22 protein-coding genes and 1 pseudogene are annotated in these 21696 nt (G+C 33.7%); 6 read left to right on the top strand and 17 right to left on the bottom strand.

Annotated features, from left to right (window positions below):
* Nucleotides 1-163: 163 nt before the first annotated feature.
* The 3 genes from GQ590_RS09525 to GQ590_RS09515 all read left to right on the top strand — a co-directional run bounded on the left by GQ590_RS09525 (nt 164) and on the right by GQ590_RS09515 (nt 3232).
* Nucleotides 164-1936 carry a Lon protease family protein gene (locus GQ590_RS09525; protein ID WP_202112959.1) on the top strand — a complete coding sequence of 591 codons (1773 nt, stop codon included), beginning with the start codon at nt 164-166 and terminating at the stop codon, nt 1934-1936.
* A gap of 115 nt (nt 1937-2051) precedes the next feature.
* Entirely contained in the window at nt 2052-2573 is a 522-nt protein-coding gene (gene fabA, locus GQ590_RS09520) for a bifunctional 3-hydroxydecanoyl-ACP dehydratase/trans-2-decenoyl-ACP isomerase (protein WP_160408582.1), read from the top strand.
* A 176-nt stretch (nt 2574-2749) separates the two neighbouring features.
* Complete coding sequence (locus tag GQ590_RS09515; protein WP_160408624.1) at nt 2750-3232, top strand: thermonuclease family protein; 483 nt, start codon at nt 2750-2752, stop codon at nt 3230-3232.
* Nucleotides 3233-3249: 17 nt separating this feature from the next.
* Here GQ590_RS09515 and GQ590_RS09510 read toward each other — a convergent pair whose 3' ends face one another.
* The 5 genes from GQ590_RS09510 to GQ590_RS09490 form a co-directional block, all read right to left on the bottom strand.
* On the bottom strand, nt 3250-3531 hold the full coding sequence (locus tag GQ590_RS09510; RefSeq protein WP_160408584.1) for a DUF5339 domain-containing protein: 282 nt from the start codon (nt 3529-3531) through the stop codon (nt 3250-3252).
* A 155-nt stretch (nt 3532-3686) separates the two neighbouring features.
* Nucleotides 3687-3965 carry a DUF5339 domain-containing protein gene (locus GQ590_RS09505; protein ID WP_160408586.1) on the bottom strand — a complete coding sequence of 93 codons (279 nt, stop codon included), beginning with the start codon at nt 3963-3965 and terminating at the stop codon, nt 3687-3689.
* 171 nt (nt 3966-4136) lie between these two features.
* A complete protein-coding gene (locus GQ590_RS09500; protein WP_160408589.1) occupies nt 4137-4346 on the bottom strand; it encodes a cold shock domain-containing protein in 210 nt (69 codons plus the stop codon).
* A gap of 299 nt (nt 4347-4645) precedes the next feature.
* Entirely contained in the window at nt 4646-5455 is an 810-nt protein-coding gene (gene proC / locus GQ590_RS09495; protein ID WP_160408591.1) for a pyrroline-5-carboxylate reductase, read from the bottom strand.
* 117 nt (nt 5456-5572) lie between these two features.
* Complete coding sequence (locus tag GQ590_RS09490; RefSeq protein WP_160408593.1) at nt 5573-6514, bottom strand: type IV pilus twitching motility protein PilT; 942 nt, start codon at nt 6512-6514, stop codon at nt 5573-5575.
* A gap of 37 nt (nt 6515-6551) precedes the next feature.
* On the opposite strand from GQ590_RS09490, the gene GQ590_RS09485 reads away from it, so the two are divergent.
* Both GQ590_RS09485 and GQ590_RS09480 read left to right on the top strand, forming a co-directional pair.
* Nucleotides 6552-7253, top strand: coding sequence for a YggS family pyridoxal phosphate-dependent enzyme (locus GQ590_RS09485; RefSeq protein WP_160408596.1), 702 nt, complete (start codon nt 6552-6554; stop codon nt 7251-7253).
* Nucleotides 7254-7289: 36 nt separating this feature from the next.
* A complete protein-coding gene (locus GQ590_RS09480) occupies nt 7290-7847 on the top strand; it encodes a YggT family protein (RefSeq protein WP_160408597.1) in 558 nt (185 codons plus the stop codon).
* Nucleotides 7848-8118: 271 nt separating this feature from the next.
* On the opposite strand, the gene GQ590_RS09475 is transcribed toward GQ590_RS09480, so the two are convergent.
* The 4 genes from GQ590_RS09475 to corA all read right to left on the bottom strand — a co-directional run bounded on the left by GQ590_RS09475 (nt 8119) and on the right by corA (nt 10912).
* On the bottom strand, nt 8119-8541 hold the full coding sequence (locus tag GQ590_RS09475) for a YcgN family cysteine cluster protein (protein ID WP_160408599.1): 423 nt from the start codon (nt 8539-8541) through the stop codon (nt 8119-8121).
* A complete protein-coding gene (locus GQ590_RS09470; protein ID WP_160408601.1) occupies nt 8538-8786 on the bottom strand; it encodes a YcgL domain-containing protein in 249 nt (82 codons plus the stop codon). Before GQ590_RS09470 ends, GQ590_RS09475 begins: the two co-directional genes overlap by 4 nt.
* A 28-nt stretch (nt 8787-8814) precedes the next feature.
* Nucleotides 8815-9774, bottom strand: a complete 960-nt coding sequence (locus GQ590_RS09465; RefSeq protein ID WP_160408602.1) for a glucokinase — start codon at nt 9772-9774, stop codon at nt 8815-8817.
* A 196-nt stretch (nt 9775-9970) separates the two neighbouring features.
* Nucleotides 9971-10912: a magnesium/cobalt transporter CorA gene (gene corA, locus GQ590_RS09460; RefSeq protein ID WP_160408605.1), complete on the bottom strand. Its 942-nt coding sequence runs from the start codon at nt 10910-10912 to the stop codon at nt 9971-9973.
* Nucleotides 10913-11129: 217 nt separating this feature from the next.
* Between corA and GQ590_RS09455 the strand changes: the two genes are divergently transcribed.
* Nucleotides 11130-11648, top strand: coding sequence for a single-stranded DNA-binding protein (locus GQ590_RS09455; RefSeq protein WP_160408607.1), 519 nt, complete (start codon nt 11130-11132; stop codon nt 11646-11648).
* 448 nt (nt 11649-12096) lie between these two features.
* On the opposite strand, the gene murJ is transcribed toward GQ590_RS09455, so the two are convergent.
* The 8 genes and pseudogenes from murJ to GQ590_RS09415 all read right to left on the bottom strand — a co-directional run bounded on the left by murJ (nt 12097) and on the right by GQ590_RS09415 (nt 21404).
* Nucleotides 12097-13635, bottom strand: coding sequence for a murein biosynthesis integral membrane protein MurJ (murJ, locus tag GQ590_RS09450; protein WP_160408609.1), 1539 nt, complete (start codon nt 13633-13635; stop codon nt 12097-12099).
* A gap of 317 nt (nt 13636-13952) precedes the next feature.
* Nucleotides 13953-15302 (bottom strand): PTS cellobiose transporter subunit IIC, encoded by a 1350-nt coding sequence (gene celB, locus GQ590_RS09445; protein ID WP_160408611.1) that lies wholly within the window; start codon nt 15300-15302, stop codon nt 13953-13955.
* Nucleotides 15303-15316: 14 nt separating this feature from the next.
* Nucleotides 15317-15802, bottom strand: coding sequence for a hypothetical protein (locus tag GQ590_RS09440; protein WP_160408614.1), 486 nt, complete (start codon nt 15800-15802; stop codon nt 15317-15319).
* Nucleotides 15803-15817: 15 nt separating this feature from the next.
* Nucleotides 15818-16156 carry a PTS cellobiose transporter subunit IIA gene (locus GQ590_RS09435; RefSeq protein WP_160408626.1) on the bottom strand — a complete coding sequence of 113 codons (339 nt, stop codon included), beginning with the start codon at nt 16154-16156 and terminating at the stop codon, nt 15818-15820.
* Between the two features lie 14 nt (nt 16157-16170).
* The gene (locus GQ590_RS09430) at nt 16171-18186 is read right to left on the bottom strand and encodes a BglG family transcription antiterminator (protein WP_202112958.1); all 2016 of its coding nucleotides are present in this window, start codon (nt 18184-18186) and stop codon (nt 16171-16173) included.
* 156 nt (nt 18187-18342) lie between these two features.
* Nucleotides 18343-18660, bottom strand: a complete 318-nt coding sequence (locus GQ590_RS09425; RefSeq protein WP_160408616.1) for a PTS cellobiose transporter subunit IIB — start codon at nt 18658-18660, stop codon at nt 18343-18345.
* A gap of 27 nt (nt 18661-18687) precedes the next feature.
* Complete coding sequence (locus GQ590_RS09420) at nt 18688-20124, bottom strand: 6-phospho-beta-glucosidase (RefSeq protein WP_160408618.1); 1437 nt, start codon at nt 20122-20124, stop codon at nt 18688-18690.
* A gap of 283 nt (nt 20125-20407) precedes the next feature.
* Nucleotides 20408-21404: pseudogene (locus GQ590_RS09415) on the bottom strand (MDR family oxidoreductase).
* Nucleotides 21405-21696 lie beyond the last annotated feature (292 nt).

The raw sequence follows: 21696 nt of genomic DNA, 5'->3' as shown, positions 1-21696 counted from the left end.
AAGTAAAACAAACAGTAAATTGTGACTTAGTTTACCCGATTTTGAAAAATCTTTCTGTAATTTTTTTATTTGTTAGCATAAAGATTTTGGTAATCTGTTGGCGATACAATCGATACTTGTTATAATTTAAAGATGAAAATAAGCTAACAAAAAGACAATAATTTTGGCAATTATACAACTCAACGCACAACAGCTCCAACCTGATTTATCTTATATTTCTGAACTTAGAAATAAAACTAATACTTCAAAAGCATTAGAAAGCGAAAAGTCAGAACATTTACTTATGTGGCAACCGCGTGTTGCATCTGCCTTGTCACTGTTATGCCCCAATAAAAGAGAATACTATAGCCCTCGTTTTATGTTGCTTAAAGCACCTGAAAGCGAGCTTTTTTTTAATCTATTACAACAAGCAATTAAATATGATTTACCCACACCAGAATTAGGCTACAGTTATTTTTTTAGTAAAAACAAAATTACACTGACCGAAGCAAAAAGTAAGCAAGATAATTTTGCGACTAAAGACAATTGTTTATTTGCCTCTTCTGTCGATGCTGAAAAACTTTTTGGCTGTGTTAGACAACCTGAAAACAACCCAATAAAATTACAAGCAGGGCTTGTTCATCATGCTAACGGTGGAGTATTAATCTTAGGCCTTCGTTCTTTACTTAGCCAACCATCGCTATGGACAAAACTAAAGCAAATGGTAATAAAACAAAAATTTGAATGGGTTTCATCTGATGAATCTCATCCTTTACCTTTATCTATTCCAGCAATGCCTCTTGATTTGCGTATTGTCTTAGTTGGAGATCGGCTAAGTTTAGCTGAATTACAAGATTTTGAACCTGAATTTTATTCAACGTCTATTTATGCTGAATTTGAAAATGAATTACAAGTTAAATCTGCATCACAAATTGAGCAATGGATTAACTATTTAAACTTTATCGCAAATAAACAACAATTACCTAATATTGACACATTAGCTTTTGCAAAAATTTACAAAGAAGCAACACGTTACACTGGTGATCAATATTACTTGCCGCTTTCAGTTGATTGGGTCAATTCGCTATTAGTCAATGCGACTCACTTTAGCCAAAATAGTACAATTGACGAATCAGCGATCAAAGCTGCGATAAAACAAAAATCATGGCATGAAGATTATTTGCAAGAAAGGTTGCTTGATGAAATCTTTAGTCATCAAATCATGATTAATACTAAAGATCAAGTTGTTGGACAAATAAACGGTTTATCAATCATTGAATACCCAGGCTATCCAAAAGCGATTGGAGAACCCACGCGATTAAGTTGCCTTATTCATTTTGGCGATGGAGAACTTATTGATATTGAAAGAAAAACAGAATTAGCAGGCAACATTCATTCAAAAGGAATGATGATAATGCAGGCATTTATTATGTCTGAATTTGCAATTAATCATCAATTACCTTTTTCCACGTCTTTGGTATTTGAACAATCCTACAATGAAATTGATGGCGACAGTGCTTCACTTGCAGGACTTTGTGCAATCATTAGTGCATTATCACAGCAACCTATTGATCAACAATTGGCTGTTACTGGTTCAGTGGATCAGTTTGGACATGTTCAATCAATTGGTGGCGTAAACGAAAAAATTGAAGGATTTTTTTCTGTTTGTAAGCATCAAGGGTTAACAGGTGAACAAGGAGTAATTATTCCAGCGACTAATCAACGTCATTTAAGTTTAAGTGATGAAGTGATTGAAGCAATCGAACAAGAACAGTTTTCAGTATGGACAGTTGAACATATTGCTGATGCGCTTTATTTATTGACAGGCATTGCTTACAAAGATAAAAGCAGCATTAATCTTTACCAATTAATTCATGCCCGTATGCAAGCCGTATTATTACAAGATAAAAAACAAGATAGTTGGCTAAGTAAGTGGCAAAAATATTGCAAAAAGTAACAATACCCAATAAACTCTAAATCCAAATTTTATTAAAAATAAAAATAGAAAAATAGCTAGGTAATTTTCAATTTTTAAAACATGTTTTAATTTATATTAAATAAAAGGTTTTTTTATGACATTTGAACGTAAATCATCATACGATAAAGCAGATTTAATTAAATCAGGAAATAATGAACTATTTGGCCACGATGGACCACCATTACCATCTGATTCAATGTTAATGATGGATCGTATTATCGAGATGAATGAAAATGGCGGTAATTTTGACAAAGGCTTTGTTGAAGCGGAGCTTGATATTAATCCTGATTTATGGTTTTTTAAATGTCATTTTAAAAATGATCCTGTTATGCCCGGTTGCCTAGGACTTGATGCTATGTGGCAACTAGTTGGTTTTTATTTAGGCTGGATTGGCGGTAAAGGTAAAGGTCGAGCTTTAGGAGTGGGTGAAGTAAAATTTACAGGGCAAGTGCTACCAACCAATAAGAAAGTGACTTATAAAATCCATTTTAAGCGTGTAATTAATCGTAAACTAATTATGGGCATTGGTGATGGTGAAGTTTTTGTTGATGGCAAACTGATTTACCAAGCATCTGATTTAAAAGTTGGTCTATTCCAAGATACCAACGCGTTTTAATTCCCCCCTTTTTTACAGCTTTACTCCAATGAGTAAAGCTGTAAATAATAATTACTTTTATCATTTATAAAATAATCAAATAGCTAATTAACATTTAAATAAAATCTCACCACAATTTTCTGATTTTTAATAACCAATGTATAATGCTACAAATTCTGTATACTTCTTTTATTACAATGAATTACTTAACACGTTTATTTGCTTGTATTATTTTATTTTGTTTATCAACCACTTTTGCTTATTCTGATTTTAGCGGTAAAGTTGTCAAAGTCATTGACGGTGATACAGTCGACGTTCTAACCACCAATAAACAAAAAATCCGTGTTCGTTTACTTGATATCGATGCTCCTGAAAGTAAACAAGCTTATGGTAATGCATCACGGAAATATTTGGCTTCACTCATTGCTGCTAAAAACGTTTTTGTTAAAGAAAGTAAAAAAGATATCTATGAACGAAGTTTAGGTACTATTTTTTTAAATAAAATGAATATCAATGAAAAAATGGTTGAAAATGGTTACGCTTGGGCATATCGTTATAAAGGAGTAGCTAATAATAAGTTAATGGTAAAGTTAGAAACAATAGCTAAACAAAACAAAAAAGGGCTATGGAAAGATAAACATCCAATAGCCCCTTGGGAGTTTCGTCATAATCAACGATAAATTATGCTCTAAAAATCTTATTTTTTAGGTAAACTTGCTTCAACTTGTTTAAGTAACTCGATACCTTGTTTACAAGCTTCTTCTTGAGCATCTGCAGGCATTGACGAAACTTGTTGTTTACCTGTTTCTAAGTTTTGTTTCATCATATCTGATTGTTGTTTAGTTAGAGAGTCTTCAGGAATAGCTTTAACTAAACTATCAACTTTATCAAAATAGGTTTTACATGATTCAGATAAATCTGCCGCCATAGAAATAGTAGAAAAACCTAATAACGCAACAGATAATAATAACTTTTTCATTTTCTTTCCTTATATCATAAATTTATTAGAAATATCATTAAAAATGATAATTAATGCTAGAAATAGCCAAGGTATAATAAAGAATTTTAGACGGGAAGTCTATATACAAAATTAATAATGATCACTTAACATGTTCATTCATTTATTTATTTGTATTATTTTTTAAATACTAAACGCTCTATTTGTGTATATAGCTCAATTCCCTTTTTACATGAAGATTCTTGCATTTCAATTGACATCAGGGAAAATTGCTTTTTTTGTAATTCTAGTTGTTGCTTCAAACTATCAATTTGCTGCTCACTTGCTTCATTTTGGGGAACAAGCTTAATTAAATTATCAATTTTATTAAAATAAGTTTTGCAACTTTGAGATAAATCAGCCATAGCAACTGAAGAAAGTCCTAAAAGCACGATAGATAATATTAATTTTTTCATTATATTTCCTCACATTTTACGTATAACAATAATTTATTAAAAATAAAAATTGAACACTATAAAACCACAAGTACACAATAATAAAAAATTTTAGTCAGAAAATCTATACAACTCTCGACCTTATCAGTAAATATTTACTGATAAGGCGATAAAGAAAAAAAAGAATAAAGCTTAGATAATAGCAACATTTATCGCTGCAGGACCACGAGGGCTGTCTTGGACAGAAAATTCGACGTGTTGACCTTCACCTAAAGTTTTGAAACCATCGCCAGAAATTGCAGAAAAGTGTACAAATATATCTTTGCTGCCATCCGCAGGAGAAATAAAACCAAAGCCTTTACTTTCGTTGAACCATTTAACTTGACCAGTTTTCTTAGACATAATCATCTTCCTATAAATAAATTAATCTTAACCACTAAGGGCTATATTCAAAACATAAAACCTAGATTACTTATTAACACTAAGAAGAGGATACTGAAGAAAACTAATCTTTAAGACAAAGTAAACTACAAACTACATATACCTAAATGTTATAAAATAAATCCGCATGTCATATGCTTGCCCGTATTTACGCATAAAAAAATTACTAATGCAAGCAGTCTTTTGAAAGATTTATTTAAAAAACAAGTATAAAAAAATTATAGTTTGTTTATTCAATGGGATAACGTTATAAGCATATATTACCCTTCAGCCATTTGTTTTGATTTTTTTATCGTAGCTTCAACTGCATCAATAATTGCAGCTCTAAATCCCTTTTCTTCAAGTGCGTGAACGCCTTCAATCGTTGTACCTGCTGGCGAACAAACCATATCTTTTAATTCACCAGGGTGCTTGCCTGTTTCTAATAATAGTTTTGCCGATCCCAAAACAGCTTGTGCAGCAAATTTATAAGCTTGTTTTCGTGATAATCCACCTTTTACTGCACCATCAGCAAGTGCCTCAATAAACATAAAAACAAAAGCAGGAGAAGAGCCACTAGCACCAATCACGGCATCAATTAAATACTCAGGCACGATTTCTGTTTCACCAATGCAATTTAATAATTTTTGTACAATAGACAATTCTTCATTGGTAACTTCAGTATTTGGTGTAATTGAACACATAGCAGCATTAACAAGCGCGGGGGTATTTGGCATAACACGAACAATTTTTTGCTCATAACCAACACATTTTGCAATTGCTTTGATAGTAACACCTGCAGCAATTGAAATAACGATAGTGTTCTTTTTTAATTCTTTTTGAATATCACTAAGTACATCAACAATTACATTGGGTTTAACGGCAACAAAAACAATATCCGACGCACGAGCAACCTCTCTTGCAGAATCAAGATTATTAATAGCATAATTTTGATTAAGCATTTGACCTTTATCTGGATGAGGGTCATAAACATACATCTGTGTTCCTGATACAATATTGCTTGCTAAAATACCTTGTAATATCGCATTGCCCATATTGCCTAAACCAATAAAACCAATTCGTTGTTCCATTTATTACCCTCTTTTGCAAAAGACTATTTAGATGATTATAAATGATTTTAAATATAAATCTCAAAATTTTGTATTAAAAAAATTCAACATCAAGTTCTATAAAAAGAATAAATGATGTTAACTTTCTGGCATCACTTGCATACCATATTGCTGCCCTGTCTGCATAAGGGAAAAAATTTGCTTAATTTTACCTTCATTAATCAAATTGCTGACAGCTGATGTATTGATAAGGATTTCAAATAACGCTTTACGACCATTCTCCGTAAGCACTAACTGTTGACTGATAATTGCTCTTAAATTATTTGATAATTGCGTGCGAATAAAATTACGCGAACTTTCATCAAATACATTAATAATACGATTAATACTTTGAACAGCAGAACACGTATGTAGCGTAGCAAAAACTAGGTGCCCTGTTTCTGCTATTGTCAATGCCGTTTGAATCGCTTTTTTATTGCGTAATTCTCCAAGCAAAATTATGTCAGGATCTTGCCTTAAAAGACTATCAAGCGCATGTTCAAAATTTGTAAGTTCCCTTTGTTGAATTAACGACCGTTGATTGTGATAAATAAATTCAATAGGATCTTCTAAAGTAATAATGTGTTTGGATTGAGTCAAATTAATATGCTCAATTAATGATGCAAGCGTCGTTGATTTACCACTGCCAGTGGCGCCTGTCACTAAAATAATACCACTTTCGTGCATTATTAACTTTTTGAAAACCTCAGGCGCACCGATTTGAGCTAGATCGGGAATATGGTTTTTAATGATTCGAAATACCGCCGAAATACCACGCTGTTGATAAAAAATATTGACTCTAAAACGACCTATTTTAGGGGATTGGTAAGCTAAATCAATTTGTTTATCTTGCTGTAATTGCGTTTTTTGTGATTGATTGAGTAACGTTAATAGCTCAGTTTCTAACTCTAAATGTGATAGCTTTTCGTTAGATAAACACTGTAATTGTCCATTAATGCGAATTCGTGCAACTTCACCACTTGAAAGGTGCAAATCGGATGCTTTTTGCGTTACACTAAGCGACAACATTGAATTTAACATTACATTTGACCTATTAGTTTATTAATTGGGAATTAACATGAATACAGTACGTGACAATTTACTTACTATAAAAAGCACCATTCAAAAAATAACCGAAAAATGCGAAAGAGATCCCAATACAATTGAACTTATTGCGGTCAGTAAAACAAAACCTGTGACCTTAATCAAACAAGCGATAGATGCAGGCCAACTTTCTTTTGGTGAAAACTATGTTCAAGAAGGTGTTGAAAAGATCCTCCACTTTAAACAAACACAGCCCAACACTCCATTAACGTGGCATTTTATTGGGCCATTACAATCGAACAAAAGCAAATTAGTTGCAGAACACTTTGATTGGATGCATACCATTGATCGCTTCAAAATTGCACAACGTTTAAATGACCAACGCCCTACATCAATGGCTAAATTAAATGTATTAATTCAGGTCAATATTAGCCATGAAGCAAGTAAATCAGGAATTTTACCTGAGCAAGTTGCTGATTTGACTAAGCAAATAATTACACTACCCAATTTAAAATTACGCGGTTTAATGGCCATTCCTGAAATTGAAAATGATTTTGACAAACAATTACATGTTTTTACCAAAATGCAGGAGCTGCTACGTTCTTTACAAGCCGATTACTCATTTATGGACACATTATCTATGGGCATGAGTAACGACATGCAAGCAGCCATTATTGCAGGTAGCACAATGGTTCGCATCGGTACGGCAATTTTTGGAGCAAGGCAGTATTTGTGATATATTGCCCAAATAGTTTATTTTAAGGAGTCTTAAATGGCATCGCTTTATTTTTTAGGAAAAACCATTTTAACGGTATGCTTATATGTTTTAATTTTGCGTTTATGGATGCAACGTGTACGGGTCAATTTCTATAATCCATTTACCCAATTTATTGTCCGAATAACCCAACCAATTATTGCACCGCTGCGCAAAGTTATTCCCTCTATTAAACAGATAGATACTGCAACATGGGTTGTTTTATACTTTTTTGCTTTTATAAAAATTACCTTTATTGGCTATTATGGAATCATCAATAATTTAAGCTGGCCTGTTGAATATCTTTTATATGCCGTTGCAGCCATCGCTCACGCTTTTGGACATCTATTATTTTGGTTATTACTATTTAGAGCAATTTTAAGTTGGATAAGCCAAGGACAGTCGAATGCCGATGAGTTGCTTGCCCAGCTAACAGAACCATTTATAGCACCAATTCGACGCATTGTACCGCCTATTGGTATGATCGATATTTCATTTATGATTTTTGTATTTATTTTGATGTTTTTAAATATGTTTGCTATTGATATTGTAGGATATTTATGGCTAGTACTTTAAATTCAAATAACACGAAGCAATAGTACCCTTAGATTGTTAACAAAAAGCTCGCTTTTTAGCGGGCTTTTTTGATCTAATCACAATAGACAAATAACAACAAACCTTGTTAAGTTTGAAAATCGCCCACTAAAAAGTGATTTTATTACGAATAAAAAACGCCAGAAAAGACATTGATTTTATTTAATTTTTAAGCAAACTCACACATCAATATGCTTGGTTACATTAAGCGATATTCAGGCTAGTCAACAACATCAGAACGCTATAGCTATTTTTAGAGAATATGATCTTCCCAACAAATGACATCTTTTTCATAAACAATACGATTTTTAACCGATATTTTTAGCTGATGCATTTGCTTCTTATTGCCCGTAATAAGCGGATGCCAATCAGGTAACTGCCCCGTTTCAGAAAAATAACGATAAGTACAAGTTAATGGCAACCATTCAATAGTAAGAAGATTATCACGAGTCAGCTTGATACAATCTGGTTCGTAATCGAAACGGTTATAATAGTGTTTACATTGACAAGTATTAGAATCAAGCAAATTGCAAGCGACATTGGTATATAATATTTCGTCAGTATCTTCATCCATCAATTTATTTAAGCAACACTGACCGCAACCATCGCAAAGTTGTTCCCACTCCTCGTCACTCATCTGCTCTAATTTTTTATGTTCCCAAAATGGCTCAATCATACTTTAAAATCATCTTCTTTTAACATTTGTAAAAAAAATCCATCTGTTTTGATTTTTTTTTCAATTTCATCCGAAGTACCTACAACAAAACGTCGTTTACCATCAAGAAGTACTTTCATCACAAATATCGGCGAACCAAAAATAGACATTATTTTTTCAGGAATAGCTGAAAAATCATTTTCATTTTCCATATATAAATAACAATTTTCTTTTTTAGTACTTCGATAAATATAACACCACATCATAAAATAAAACCTTTACTCATCAATATTATTATATAAGACAATTTTGTAAATAAACACCAGCGCCAAACAAACCAGGATCTTCATGTGTTATCACATAAACAGGAACTTTTTTGACTAAGTATGACATACGGCCTTTATGTTCAAAAGCTTGCCTAAATGGTGATGTTTTAAAAAATTCAATAAAACGCGGTACAATCCCACCTGCAATATAAACACCCCCTTGCGTATTAAGCGTTAATGCTAAATTACCACCAAAACGCCCCATAAACGTACAAAAGTAAGTTAACGTTTGTAAGCAAAGTGGACAGCTTTTTGATAACGCTTTTTTGACAATAATATCAGGAGTAATTTCTTCTACTGCTTGATTGTTGATACGCTGTAAGGCTTGATAAATATTAACAATTCCATTACCCGATAAAAACCGTTCTGTAGAGACACGCCCAAATTTTTTGCGTAATTCAGCTAAAATACGATCTTCATCATCACTTGTCATTGGTAGTTCGGTATGCCCACCCTCTCCTGGTAACGTAACCCAATGTTCATTAACTTTAATTAGATGTGACACACCAAGCCCTGTTCCTGCACCATAAATCGCAATGGGATAATTTAAATCAGGTTCATCACCACCAATTTTTACAAGATCTTGTTTTGGTAGTTTAGCAATTGACATTGATACCGCTGTAAAATCATTAATTACTTCAAGCTTAGTCAAATTTAACGCTTTAACAAGCTCTGAACGTGAAAATGACAAATTGTTATTTGTCATTTTTATCACATCACTATCATCAATCGGGCAGGCAATAGCAATACATGCCATTTTAACAATTACCGATTGGGCTGCTAAATAATTTTTAATTAATGTTAATAACACATCATCTTTTGCAATAAGTACTTTAGTAATTGAAGATAATTCATTGGTTGCTAAGTTATAAAGTGCAAATCTGGCATTGGTTCCACCAATATCGGTGACTAGTGCATATTGATTCATGTTATTTCCTTTATGATAAATTAATTTTTTATTCAAATAACAAGCATTAACTATCAATAGAAAAAAGTATAATTGCTAATATCATTAAATAGTGACATAAAACTTACTCAATTATCCCAAATGGCAACGACAAAAATGATCTCCGCTAAGCCTTAAAGTATTAGCGGATAAAAACAATAGGATAAAGTAAATAGATCTATAGCCACTTTTTAAGTTTAAAATAAATATAAGGCGCAACACCTGCTAGTAACATCAATAGTAATGAAAATGGGTAACCATATTCCCATTTTAATTCAGGCATAAATTCAAAGTTCATACCATAAGCCGATGCCACCACTGTTGGTGGTAAAAACACAACCGAAACCACCGAGAAAATTTTAATAATTCGACTTTGTTCAATATTAATAAAACTGGTTGCTGCTTGCATTAAAAAGTTCACTTTTTGAAATAATGATTCATTATGCGGCACAAGCGATTCAATATCTCGAATCACTTCACGGGCTTGTTCTAGCTGATCTACAGGCATTTTAGCACGGCGAACTAAATAATTGACCGCACGCTGGCTATCCATTAAACAAAGGCGAACTTTCCACGCGGTATCTTCAAGTTCAGCTAATGAGGTGATGGCTTCATCATAATGTTCTTGCGCTGAGCGATCCATAATAATTAAGCTCAACTCTTCAAGTTCGCTATAAATATTCTCAATTTGATCAGCTAACTGTTCAACTTTAACTTCAAATAAATCAAGCAGTACTTCATAAGGGTTGCCATCACCCATAGTTTGATAACGTGAACGCATTCGATATAAACGAAATGCCGGTAAATCGCGTTCGCGCAATGTAAATAAACGGCCATTATGTACAGTGAAAGCGACCGTTGAATTGCCGGCACGATCTTCTGCATCTGCGTAAAAAAAGAAAGAATGGACATGTAGACCTTCATTATCTTCAAAAAAACGCGCTGATGCTTCGATATCATCTAACTCAATACTGGTTGCTAAGTTTTGTCCTAAATGTGTTAAAACAAAGTCACGATCAGCTTCTTCTGGTTCAATTAAATCAACCCAAGTCGCATTATTTATATCGCCTTCATTAATTTTTACCAATTGTTTGTTTTTTAATTCAAACGCATTAATCATAAAGCCTCCTATTGAGGGAATTTTTTAGAACATTACATAAACAAATGTTCGGCATTATACTCGTTATAGCAACAAATTCCTATGTTAAAACTAACCTTTCTTTATTTTTATAAAAAGAGATCAAAATTCCATAATTGAATTAAATTCGCTGATATTACTGCAGTCTCATGTTACAATACGCAGCTTAAATACTTAGTGTAATTTTTAGGAGTCAATCATGGCCAGTCGAGGAATAAATAAAGTCATTTTAGTTGGTAACTTAGGTCAAGATCCCGAAGTTCGTTACATGCCTAATGGTAACGCCGTTGCCAATATTAGTATTGCAACATCAGAAATATGGAAGGATAAACAAACAAATGAAAACCGTGAACGAACTGAATGGCATCGCGTTGTTATATTTGGTAAATTAGCTGAAATTGCCGGCGAATACTTAAAAAAAGGTTCACAAGTTTATCTTGAAGGACAATTACAAACTCGAAAATGGCAAGATCAGTCAGGGCAAGATCGTTACACAACAGAAGTTGTGATCAACCCAATTGGCGGTACTTTACAAATTTTAGGATCTCGTAATGGTGGGGATAGCATGGGAGATAGTTCGCAAAATTGGGGGCAAAGTGCCAATAACACTTCATCAGCGCCAATGGCTCAATCTCGTCCTACAACACAAAATGCACCAGCACAACCTGCAGCGACACCAGAGCCACCTATGGATTTTGATGACGATATCCCGTTCTAAAACACTCCTAATGTGTAGATAAACAAAGAGATGTTTACATTTTATTATTAAAGTAATCTTCTAAACTATTCTAAACTATAAAGCGATTTTGAAAAAATCGCTTTATAGTTTTAATCGTATTATACAATATCAATCGCTTAAGCATTTGTTGCCTATCTTTTCAATCGTTAAATATTTGCTGATTATTTGCTTCATCTCAATTAAAAATATATAACACCATTTTTATATTTTTAATATTTAAACGGCATAGAATCCTGAATATTTTTTACAGTAATTGCTCAAATTACTGTAAAAATACAAAATAATTCCTGAAATTTATCAATTCAACATCCACAAATATTTTTAGTGTAATATCAGCACGTTCTTATTTTTTCACAATTTAAGAAGCCGTGAATAGTTTTAATAATTAACGATTTTTATTCTAATTGATATTTATTCGTTTTTATTATTAATCAATCCGTTTAATAAAGTGTTTTATCTTAAATCCCATGGCAATCAATGCCGCAAAATAGATAACAATCCCAACCATCACCAATAAAAATAATCGCCCAATACGAACCAACATAGAACCTGTTGACCAGTCGGGTAATAATTGTGAACCAAACCATAATGCCGCAGACATTAAAATTACCGCTATGATGATTTTGATTAAAAAGCCATACCAACCGGGCTGCGGTTGATAAAGTTGCTTTTTGCGCAACTGCCAATACAATAGTCCAGCATTAAAGCAAGCGGCTAAGCCAATGGATAATGATAGACCTGCGTGTTGTAATGGGCCAATAAAAGCAAGATTCATTAGCTGTGTTAAAATTAGCGTAATAATGGCAATTTTGACGGGCGTTTTTATGTCCTGACGTGAATAAAAGGCTGGCGCTAAAACTTTAATCAATATCAATCCAAGTAGCCCTATAGAGTAAGCAACTAATGCCTGCTGTGTCATTAAGGTGTCATTTAATGTAAATTGTCCATATTCAAATAGTGTTGATATCAATGGTCGCGAAATTACCCCCAATGCAATCGTGCTTGGTAAGGCCAATAAAAAGCACAGGCGCAATCCCCAATCTAATAATTCTGAATATTGCTTGTGATCGCCTTTTGAAAAACTTTTGGCTAACGATGGCAATAAAATCGTGCCCAGTGCCACACCAAGCACACCGGCAGGAAACTCCATTAATCGATCGGCATAATACATCCAAGAAACTGATCCTGAAACAAGAAACGAGGCAAAAATTGTGTTAATAATTAAAGATATTTGCCCTACTGATACCCCTAAAATTGCAGGCCCCATCTGTTTTAATACCCGCCAAACACCGCTATCTTTTAAACTTATACGAGGCAGTACTAACATGCCAATCTTTTTTAAATAAGGTAGTTGATAGAGTAATTGTAAAATGCCACCAACACCAACCGATACCGCTAGCGCTAATACAGGTAGGTTAAAGTAAGGCGTAAAAAAAAGTGTGAAGACAATCATGCTGATATTCAGCAAGGTTGGCACAAATGCCGGCACAGAAAACCGATTCCAAGTATTTAATATTGCACCAACCAATGAAGCTAGCGATATAAAAAAGATGTAAGGAAAGGTTATGCGCAGCAAGGTGGTTGCCAGTTCAAACTTTTCGGTTGATTCTTGCATAAACCCTGGTGCGGTGAGCATGATAACAAAAGGGGCAGTAACAACACCAATTAAGGTGACAATCGCTAATACTAAGGTTAATAAACCTGCAATATAGGCAACAAATGTGCGAGTTGCTTCGATGCCTTGTTGATTTTTATATTCGGCTAAAATTGGCACAAATGCTTGCGAAAACGCACCCTCGGCAAAAATACGCCGTAGTAAGTTAGGAAGTTTAAAAGCAACAAAAAACGCATCAGTTGCCATACCTGCACCAAAAAAGCGTGCAATAATGGCATCACGCACAAACCCTAACACGCGTGAAACCATCGTCATTGAACTTACAGTCGCTAAAGATTTTAAAAGATTCATATCTGATTTATATACTGTGTATACAACCTAAAACGGATAATGAAGCATAGTCTACAAACTATTACTTTAAATCACCATGCTTTTTTCAATAAATAATCGTTTTTATTGATGCCGCAAGAATAATTTTGATAGATAATCAGTTTAACGATCTTTTAACTGTGTAAGCGGTTTGACATCCTCCTCACTTTAAAGAACGGGGAGGATGTCAAACGCCATATCTTTTGTTGGTGATATGGCGTTAGTTTTATTTTTTATGTGTATTTATTTATTGCGGTCGTTTTTCAAATTACTGCAAACAAAGCGAATAATTTTTATAACTAAGCTGTTTGTATTTGACCTTCTGAGTTACCTTGTTCTTCTTTATACAGTTTATTGTCATATAATTTGACAAAAGGAAGATAAATTAACAAAGCTAAAATAGCTGAAATTATTGCAACAATAGCGGCCTTATAATCTCCTCCTGTACTAATAAATGCGCCTAATCCCATTGGCGATGGCCATGGAATTAATGCGATGATTGGATGAATAAAACCGGTATTAATCGCCAAATAACCTAATGTTCCGCAAGCCATAGGTGCTAAGAAAAAAGGCAGCGCTAAATAAGGATTGTATACAATCGGCATACCAAAAATGACAGGCTCGTTAATATTAAATATTGCAGGCACGGCTGAAGCTCGCCCTAAGATTTTTAGTTGGCTAGATTTAGCAAAAAATGCAATAAAAAATGTCATTAATAAAGTAGAACCAGATCCCCCTAAAATCACAAGTGAATTATTAAATTCACCAGCAAAAGGAATATGAGCGCCTGCCGCATTTTCAGTCATATTAGTTAACATAATAGGGGTAATAAATGCTCCAATAATACTGGCACCGTGGATCCCAACAACCCATAGTGCATGAATTAAAAACAGGATAACCATAATACCCAACCAACTTTTGGTAAGATTGGTTACAAAGGCAAACGGTACAGCTATAATATTGAAAATATCAGTACCAAAATAGATCAAAATACCATTAAGAACGATCACAAAAAAAGCAATCACAAAAGTTGGGATCAGTGCAGTAAAGGAACGTGAAACACCAAGTGGAACTGTTTCTGGCATTTTCACAACCCAGTTACGCCTGACGCATAAAAAATAAAGATGAGTCGCCACAATAGCCATAACTATTGCAATAAATATACCGGATGTCCCCAACCTAAAGACAAAGGGTTTTAAACGTAGACCATTAAAGACTAAATTACTTTGATCATTGAGTAAGGTTATCACGCCATTTTGCATAATCAGTTCAGGCAAGGTCATGAAAAAAGCAAAAACGGATAACATTGCTCCATTAAGCGCATTCACTTTAAGGCCTGTTTCTTCTGCTTCAATTTTAGTTAGTTCATAACCAACAACAAAGTTAAAATAAAGGGCTAAAATACCAATTGTTGCCGTATTAGCAATCATATAAAGATCACTCACTCTAAAAAAAGTATTTTCAAAAAAGCCTTCTAATCCGGTAAATGTCATTGGTAAGGTGTTAAATACCAAAAACATGGAGCCAACAATAGAAAAAGGTACAGATGCCATGCCGGCTGCCATTACGGCTCGAACAATTTTAAATTGCGATATTTTCGCCATAGGCGTCATCAGATATTTTTGTAAAATAACAAATCCCGTATTCATTTTGATATCCTCATTTAATTAATAAATTCTTCGTAAGCTTGGATTCTTTTAAAATGCTGATCTCGATTATGTTGTATATTAGTTAACTTCCTAAGCATTAAAAGCGTAATAATTAAACTCACCGTCAGTAATACCATTAATACATGTAAAGCATCTGGTGTCTGTTTTAAAAATGGAAAGAAAAAGTGATACAAAGGGGTATAGAGCGTCATCATTAGTGTCACAAAAGCTATCGCTAAGGCACAATAAAATAACCGTGCATAAGGCAATTTATTGCAGTGATTTCGATAAAGCTTAATTTGTTCCCATGTGGTAAGTATGCCCAAAACAAAAAGAGCAAGCGGTAAAATAGCGACTATTGACAATGAACCCATTAAAAAGGTTGCCCAATAAAGATTCAAAAATAAAAAAAATGCGGTAGTATAGCGAATCACTAAAAATCGATTAAACTTAAGGTTAGTTAGGCTGATTTTTTTATACATTGCTAGCTTTTTTGTCATTATGCTACTCCTTATCTAGCTTTTTAATTTTGCTTCTAGCTCATGATGTTTTTCATACAGGTGTAACATTTCAATGGCCATTTCTCGAAAAGTCATGGTTGTCATTAAATGATCTTGTGCATGTACCATAATAATTTCCATGGTGATTTTGGTGCCATTAGCATAATTTTGCAGTAACTCGGTTTGTGAATGGTGTGCTTGTAAGATTTGTTCATTTGCTTCTTCAAGAAGCTGATTTGCAGCACTAAAATCGGCCCCCCTCATTGACTTAAAAGCATCGTGAATTTTAGTTTTAGCATTACCGCTATATAAAATAATATTAAAAGCAATCAGTTGAATATCTTCTGAGCTCATTTCCTGATTCATTGCTATACCTCTTTTTCAATAAGTTGGATAAAAAGTCGCTTAAATTGGTCAAAGTTTTGTACTTTCAATAGTTTTGATTGCATTTCTAAATCGTCAATCAATTTGATAATGGCTTTTGTCATTATCGATAAAGTCGAATTTTGATAAATAGATGGTGAAATCATAAAGATAAAGTGAATTTTTGGGTAATTGTGATCCCAAAACATTCCATCAGGAATAATTGCAATACCAATTTTAGACAGTTTTCCCACAGGCATTGCCGGATGTGGCACTACGATAGTTGGGCTAAAGAAAATATCACCTAATAGTATGCGGTTTTCTATTTGCTTGAGAATTTGTTGCTTATAATCACGAGTTTCATTTATCGCTAAAAGGTCTAGTAAACAATCTAATACTTGTTCTTTGCTTTGAGAGTGTTTACACCAGTAAAAATAATCAGCTGATAAATCATCTATTATTTGACTAGCATCGATAAAATTATCTAAAGTACTCAGTGGTGTTGTTGCTGAAATAGGCCTTTTCTGTGCCGAAATAAATACATTAGGAGCCGAAAGGTGGCGGCGTATTTTTTGTATATCATTTTCAGTAAAAAAGACCGAAACCTGAAAAACAGGGACTTTAAACACCTTTGACGATAGATCCACTGACGAGATAATAAAATCAATCTTGTCTAATAGTGCAAGGTCAATTTCATAGTATCCTTGCGTTGCAACGATTTTGATTCTTTCATTAAACTCGCATTCAACGCGATTTTTTAGTAGTTGAGCACTGCCAAGCCCAGTTGCACAAATAATTAATACTTTAGCTTTTTGCTCATTTTTTAACTTTTCTATCGAAGCTAAAAAGTGCAAAGTTAAATAACCCCATTCGTCATCATGAATGGTAAATTTTTTAAGTTCAGGAAGTTGGTTAAGGTAATTTTTAACTAACTCAAACAATTCTGGAGAATTCGCTTTAATTTCATCAAGCAATGGATTTTTCAATTTTATATGCTGTTCTAAACGGACAATCATCGGTTTTAGGTGCTGAATAATTCCGTTTTTCAATTGCTCATCGTTTAAAAAAAAATATCCAGTTTCTTGCTGTATTCTAAATAATAAATTAGTCAAAGATAAATACAACTCGGAATCAAAATCATTCTGGACAAAGTTTGATTTACTCATCAAATGTAAAGTTAAATACATCTGTTCTTGTTTAGGAAAACAAAAACCAATCACTTTTTCTACTCTATTGATGATTTTTTTAGCGACTTGATATTCCAATGTGTTTTTAGTCGATGGTGGCATATCAAGATTTTGAATAGTAAGCCCTGATTGTAAGCGTTTAATACTTAATGATAGATGTAACACAATATTTTGCATCATCACATCAGATAGTTTTATTTTTGCTTCACGGCACTCATCTAAAATAATAATAGTTAACGTATCAAAACTAATGACATCATTAAATTTGTTTAAATAAGTTAGATGTTGTAAAAAGTTAATCGATGCCTCATGGAAGAAGTAACTCAAAATAAAATGTCGTTTTGCTTTTTCCTCGCCTTCAACATAAAACAGAGATCGACTTTTTTTGATAGAAAGTCCATATGGTTTAAGCTGATGTTTAATTTCTAAAATATCTTTATTTAATTGGGATGAACTAATAAATAATTGCTCAGATAATGCTTCTATATCAATTTTTTGACTTTCTAATAATAACAGGCTAAGAATGTGATGTTTTCTTTGACAGGCTTCTCGACAATTTGCTTGTTCTACATTGCGATTTAATAAATGATGCTCAATTAAAAATAAGTTGAAAGCGGTTCTATCTTTAATTTGTAATTTATAACCATACCCTTGTTTGCTAATAATCGATCCACCATGGCTTTCAATGATAGATTTCAAATCATTAAGATAAGTGCGAACAGTACGATCTGATAATGCTAACTCATTTGCTAGCAATGCACTGCTTTTGAATAGATCTTTAGAATGAACCAATAAACTAATAAGGTCACGCTGTTTATTTTTAATCACTATCATCCATACCTTTACAACTAAAACTATGTTATGGCAATATTGCGGTTACTCTTATCGATTAGATAAGTGTGCTCTTCTAGCAAGAAAATAAGGCGTTGCGCTGGAACAAAATAGTTACACAACGCCAAATTATTTTCCTAAAATAAATACCAATATTAATTACTTGATATTATCCTCAATTAGCTTAGCTAGCTGTTCAATGCCTGATTGAATAGGAATATAAGCTTGAAAAGGGATACTCACGATAGGTTTCCCCAGTTCATCGCCTAAATTTTTTAATTTATCAAACATCATCATTGTTTGAGGACTAATTAAAAAAAGTGAAAAATCACTATTTTTAATCATATTTGCCCCTTCAGTTGCTGATACCGCATCGACCGAAATAGCCTTATCTTTGCTAGCAAAATATTCTGTCACTTTTTTTGCCATTAATGATGATGACATACCTGCCGCACAAATGATTAATGCTTTTTTCATAAATTCTCCTAAAAATAGTTATGTGCTTTATAAGACTTCACCATTAGACTCAATGACTTTTTTAAACCATGTGAACGAGGATTTGCGACTACGTTTTAGTGTACCGTTGCCTTTGTTGTCTTTATCGACATAAATAAACCCATAACGTTTTTCCATTTCGCCTGTGCCTGCTGAAACAAGATCAATACATCCCCAAGGAGTGTATCCCATCAAATCAACACCATCTTCTTCAACAGCAAGTTTCATTTGTTTAATATGTTCACGCAGATAATCAATACGATAAGCATCATGCACGCTACCATCAGCTTCGAGCTTATCGTAGGCGCCAAAACCATTTTCAACTATGAAAAGTGGTAAACGATACATATCAGTTAACCAATTAAGTGTATAACGAAGCCCCTCCGGATCAATTTGCCAACCCCAATCTGATTTTTTAACATATTGATTGCCGATCAGATCGGTTTTTTCGTTATATTCATAGCTTTCATTATCTTCTTTTTTCCTAATTGCATTAGACATGTAATAGCTAAAGCCAATGTAATCAACTGTTCCATTTTTCAAGATCTCAAGATCTTGATTGGTGATATCAAGTTTAAAATCTTTACGTTGCCAATAATTTTTAATATGGTTTGGATACTCTCCATGGACATGAACATCAGCAAAAAAATATTTACGCTCCATCGCCTTTTGTGCCATTAGAATATCACCTGGTTTACAAGTCTCTGGATAGATAGGGATCATCGCCAACATACAACCTATTTCAAAATCAGGATTAATAGCATGACCAATTTGTACCGCTTTAGCACTAGCAACTAATTCATAATGTGCAGCTTGATACATAATCTCTTCGCGATTATCACCAGCTTTATAGTAAATTCCTGAATTAGTAAACGGCGCAAAATCTTCATTAAAGTTAGCCTGATTATTGATTTCGTTGAAAGTCATCCAATATTTGACTTTATTTTTATAACGATCAAAACAGACCTCGGCAAAACGGACAAAAAAATCAATTAATTTACGATTACGGAATCCACCATACTCAGTAACAAGGTAATAAGGTAATTCAAAATGAGAAAGAGTAACAACTGGCTCAATATTGTATTTTAAGCATTCATCAAAAAGATCATCATAAAATTTTAACCCTTCTTCATTTGGTGCAAGTTCATCACCTTTTGGAAAGATACGAGTCCAAGCAATTGAGGTACGAAAACATTTAAAACCCATTTCAGCAAATAACTTAATATCATCTTTATAATGATGATAAAAATCAATAGCTTCATGATTAGGGTAATATTCACCGTCAATAACACCTTCAGTAATTTTACGATAACTTTTTGGTGAACCAACAGTCATCACATCAGCGACACTTATTCCTTTTCCACCAACTTGCCAAGCACCTTCTAATTGATGAGCAGCAACGGCGCCTCCCCATAAAAAATCTTTTGGTAAACCTTTATTATTCATAATCAAGTACCTGTGTTTATTGAAAATTCAAATTTAGTATAAAAGGAAAAAAATAGAATTACTAACCAACTTTTTCCGTATTGATCAGGAAAAATAGAAGTATATTTTGGAGGAATAAATTAATATTAGTAAGATGAGTTACTTTTTTTGATATTTATAACGTTATCGGCACACTAAATTAGGGCTGTAAGCTAAATTTTTGTAAAAAATATTCAGGACTCTATACCGTTTCGTGGTTGATTAACAGCAATTATCAAAATACACTGTTTAATCAAACCTATATTCATTTGTTTACATCAACCACAAAACGGCCTTTTATTTGCCCTGCAATCATGTTGTTTGCGACTTCAATGCATTCATTTAAAGTAACTGTTTGACCAATATCTGCTAAAGTTTCGGTATCAAGATGTTGGGATAATAACTGCCATGCTGACATACGTTTATCATAACTTGCCATAACACTATCTACGCCTGCTAAAGTTACACCACGTAAAATAAATGGCGCGACGGTTGCGGAAAAGTTCATGCCTTGAGCAAGCCCACAACAAGCGACAATACCGCCATATTGAGTTTGGGCACAAGCATTGGCTAAAGTGTGCGAACCCACCGCATCAACAACCGCTGACCACTGTTCTTTTTGTAAAGGTTTACCAGCTTCTTTTAAAATTTGACTATCAATAACATTAACTGCACCGAGTTTTTGTAGATAATGTGCTTCATCGATTTTACTGGTCGATGCAGTGACTTGATAACCAAGTTTAGTAAGTAATGCAACGGCAATTGAGCCAACTCCGCCACTGGCCCCTGTCACAAGCACCATACCATGGTGTGGTTTTATGCCAAAATCGATAATTCGCTCAACACATAATGCAGCTGTATAACCTGCTGTGCCGATGACCATGGCTTGATAAGGCGTTAAATTGTTAGGTAGTGGAATCAGCCAATCCGATTGCAAATAGGCATATTGTGCCAAGCATCCCCAATGTGTTTCACCACATCCCCAACCGTTTAAAATTACTTGTTCGCCTTTTTGGTAACGACCGCTTGCGCATTCAACCACACTTGCCAACACCATCAATCCCCGGCACCATTGGCCATTGCCTAACTACTGGGCTTTTGTTGGTTAAAGCTAGCGCATCTTTATAGTTGATGCTTGAATAAGCGACTTGAATTAACGTGTCGCCCTGTTGAGCTAAAAGTTGTTGTTTGCTGACGGTTTTTAGTGAACAAGCAAAGGCTGTTGTAGCTTCTTTTTCAAGGACAATGGCATTAAATGACATGGCTATTCCTTATTAGATTGAATTTTGCAATAGTGATAAAAGTAAATAGTTATATAGAAAATCATGCTGCTTGTTTTAGTGCTTTATAATCGGTGTTATCACAACCTGTTAGTAGCGATAATAGGACGACTAAACTACAACTTGAAACTAAATGTTTCATCTTTTGATTGTTCATGATTATTACCTGTTTTTTTGATTGCTTTATTTTATGACACCGCCCACATTATCGACTAGCTCATCAAACCAACTGACCACCTTATATTGATAAGAAAGCAGATAAGGGAGCGCTTTA

Source organism: Gilliamella sp. Lep-s35 (assembly GCF_009795845.1).
GTDB lineage: Bacteria > Pseudomonadota > Gammaproteobacteria > Enterobacterales > Orbaceae > Gilliamella.
The sequence above is the reverse complement of the archived record's forward strand: the minus strand, read 5'-3'. Positions and strand labels throughout refer to the sequence as shown.

Bases quoted from the DNA above. Each gene is read 5' to 3' on its own strand.
- fabA (WP_160408582.1), top strand. From the start codon at position 2,052: ATGACATTTGAACGTAAATCATCATACGATAAAGCAGATTTAATTAAA.
- GQ590_RS09515 (WP_160408624.1), top strand. From the start codon at position 2,750: ATGAATTACTTAACACGTTTATTTGCTTGTATTATTTTATTTTGTTTA.
- GQ590_RS09510 (WP_160408584.1), bottom strand. From the start codon at position 3,531: ATGAAAAAGTTATTATTATCTGTTGCGTTATTAGGTTTTTCTACTATT.
- GQ590_RS09505 (WP_160408586.1), bottom strand. From the start codon at position 3,965: ATGAAAAAATTAATATTATCTATCGTGCTTTTAGGACTTTCTTCAGTT.
- GQ590_RS09500 (WP_160408589.1), bottom strand. From the start codon at position 4,346: ATGTCTAAGAAAACTGGTCAAGTTAAATGGTTCAACGAAAGTAAAGGC.
- proC (WP_160408591.1), bottom strand. From the start codon at position 5,455: ATGGAACAACGAATTGGTTTTATTGGTTTAGGCAATATGGGCAATGCG.
- GQ590_RS09490 (WP_160408593.1), bottom strand. From the start codon at position 6,514: ATGTTAAATTCAATGTTGTCGCTTAGTGTAACGCAAAAAGCATCCGAT.
- GQ590_RS09485 (WP_160408596.1), top strand. From the start codon at position 6,552: ATGAATACAGTACGTGACAATTTACTTACTATAAAAAGCACCATTCAA.
- GQ590_RS09480 (WP_160408597.1), top strand. From the start codon at position 7,290: ATGGCATCGCTTTATTTTTTAGGAAAAACCATTTTAACGGTATGCTTA.
- GQ590_RS09475 (WP_160408599.1), bottom strand. From the start codon at position 8,541: ATGATTGAGCCATTTTGGGAACATAAAAAATTAGAGCAGATGAGTGAC.
- GQ590_RS09470 (WP_160408601.1), bottom strand. From the start codon at position 8,786: ATGATGTGGTGTTATATTTATCGAAGTACTAAAAAAGAAAATTGTTAT.
- GQ590_RS09465 (WP_160408602.1), bottom strand. From the start codon at position 9,774: ATGAATCAATATGCACTAGTCACCGATATTGGTGGAACCAATGCCAGA.
- corA (WP_160408605.1), bottom strand. From the start codon at position 10,912: ATGATTAATGCGTTTGAATTAAAAAACAAACAATTGGTAAAAATTAAT.
- GQ590_RS09455 (WP_160408607.1), top strand. From the start codon at position 11,130: ATGGCCAGTCGAGGAATAAATAAAGTCATTTTAGTTGGTAACTTAGGT.
- murJ (WP_160408609.1), bottom strand. From the start codon at position 13,635: ATGAATCTTTTAAAATCTTTAGCGACTGTAAGTTCAATGACGATGGTT.
- celB (WP_160408611.1), bottom strand. From the start codon at position 15,302: ATGAATACGGGATTTGTTATTTTACAAAAATATCTGATGACGCCTATG.
- GQ590_RS09440 (WP_160408614.1), bottom strand. From the start codon at position 15,802: ATGACAAAAAAGCTAGCAATGTATAAAAAAATCAGCCTAACTAACCTT.
- GQ590_RS09435 (WP_160408626.1), bottom strand. From the start codon at position 16,156: ATGAGCTCAGAAGATATTCAACTGATTGCTTTTAATATTATTTTATAT.
- GQ590_RS09430 (WP_202112958.1), bottom strand. From the start codon at position 18,186: ATGATAGTGATTAAAAATAAACAGCGTGACCTTATTAGTTTATTGGTT.
- GQ590_RS09425 (WP_160408616.1), bottom strand. From the start codon at position 18,660: ATGAAAAAAGCATTAATCATTTGTGCGGCAGGTATGTCATCATCATTA.
- GQ590_RS09420 (WP_160408618.1), bottom strand. From the start codon at position 20,124: ATGAATAATAAAGGTTTACCAAAAGATTTTTTATGGGGAGGCGCCGTT.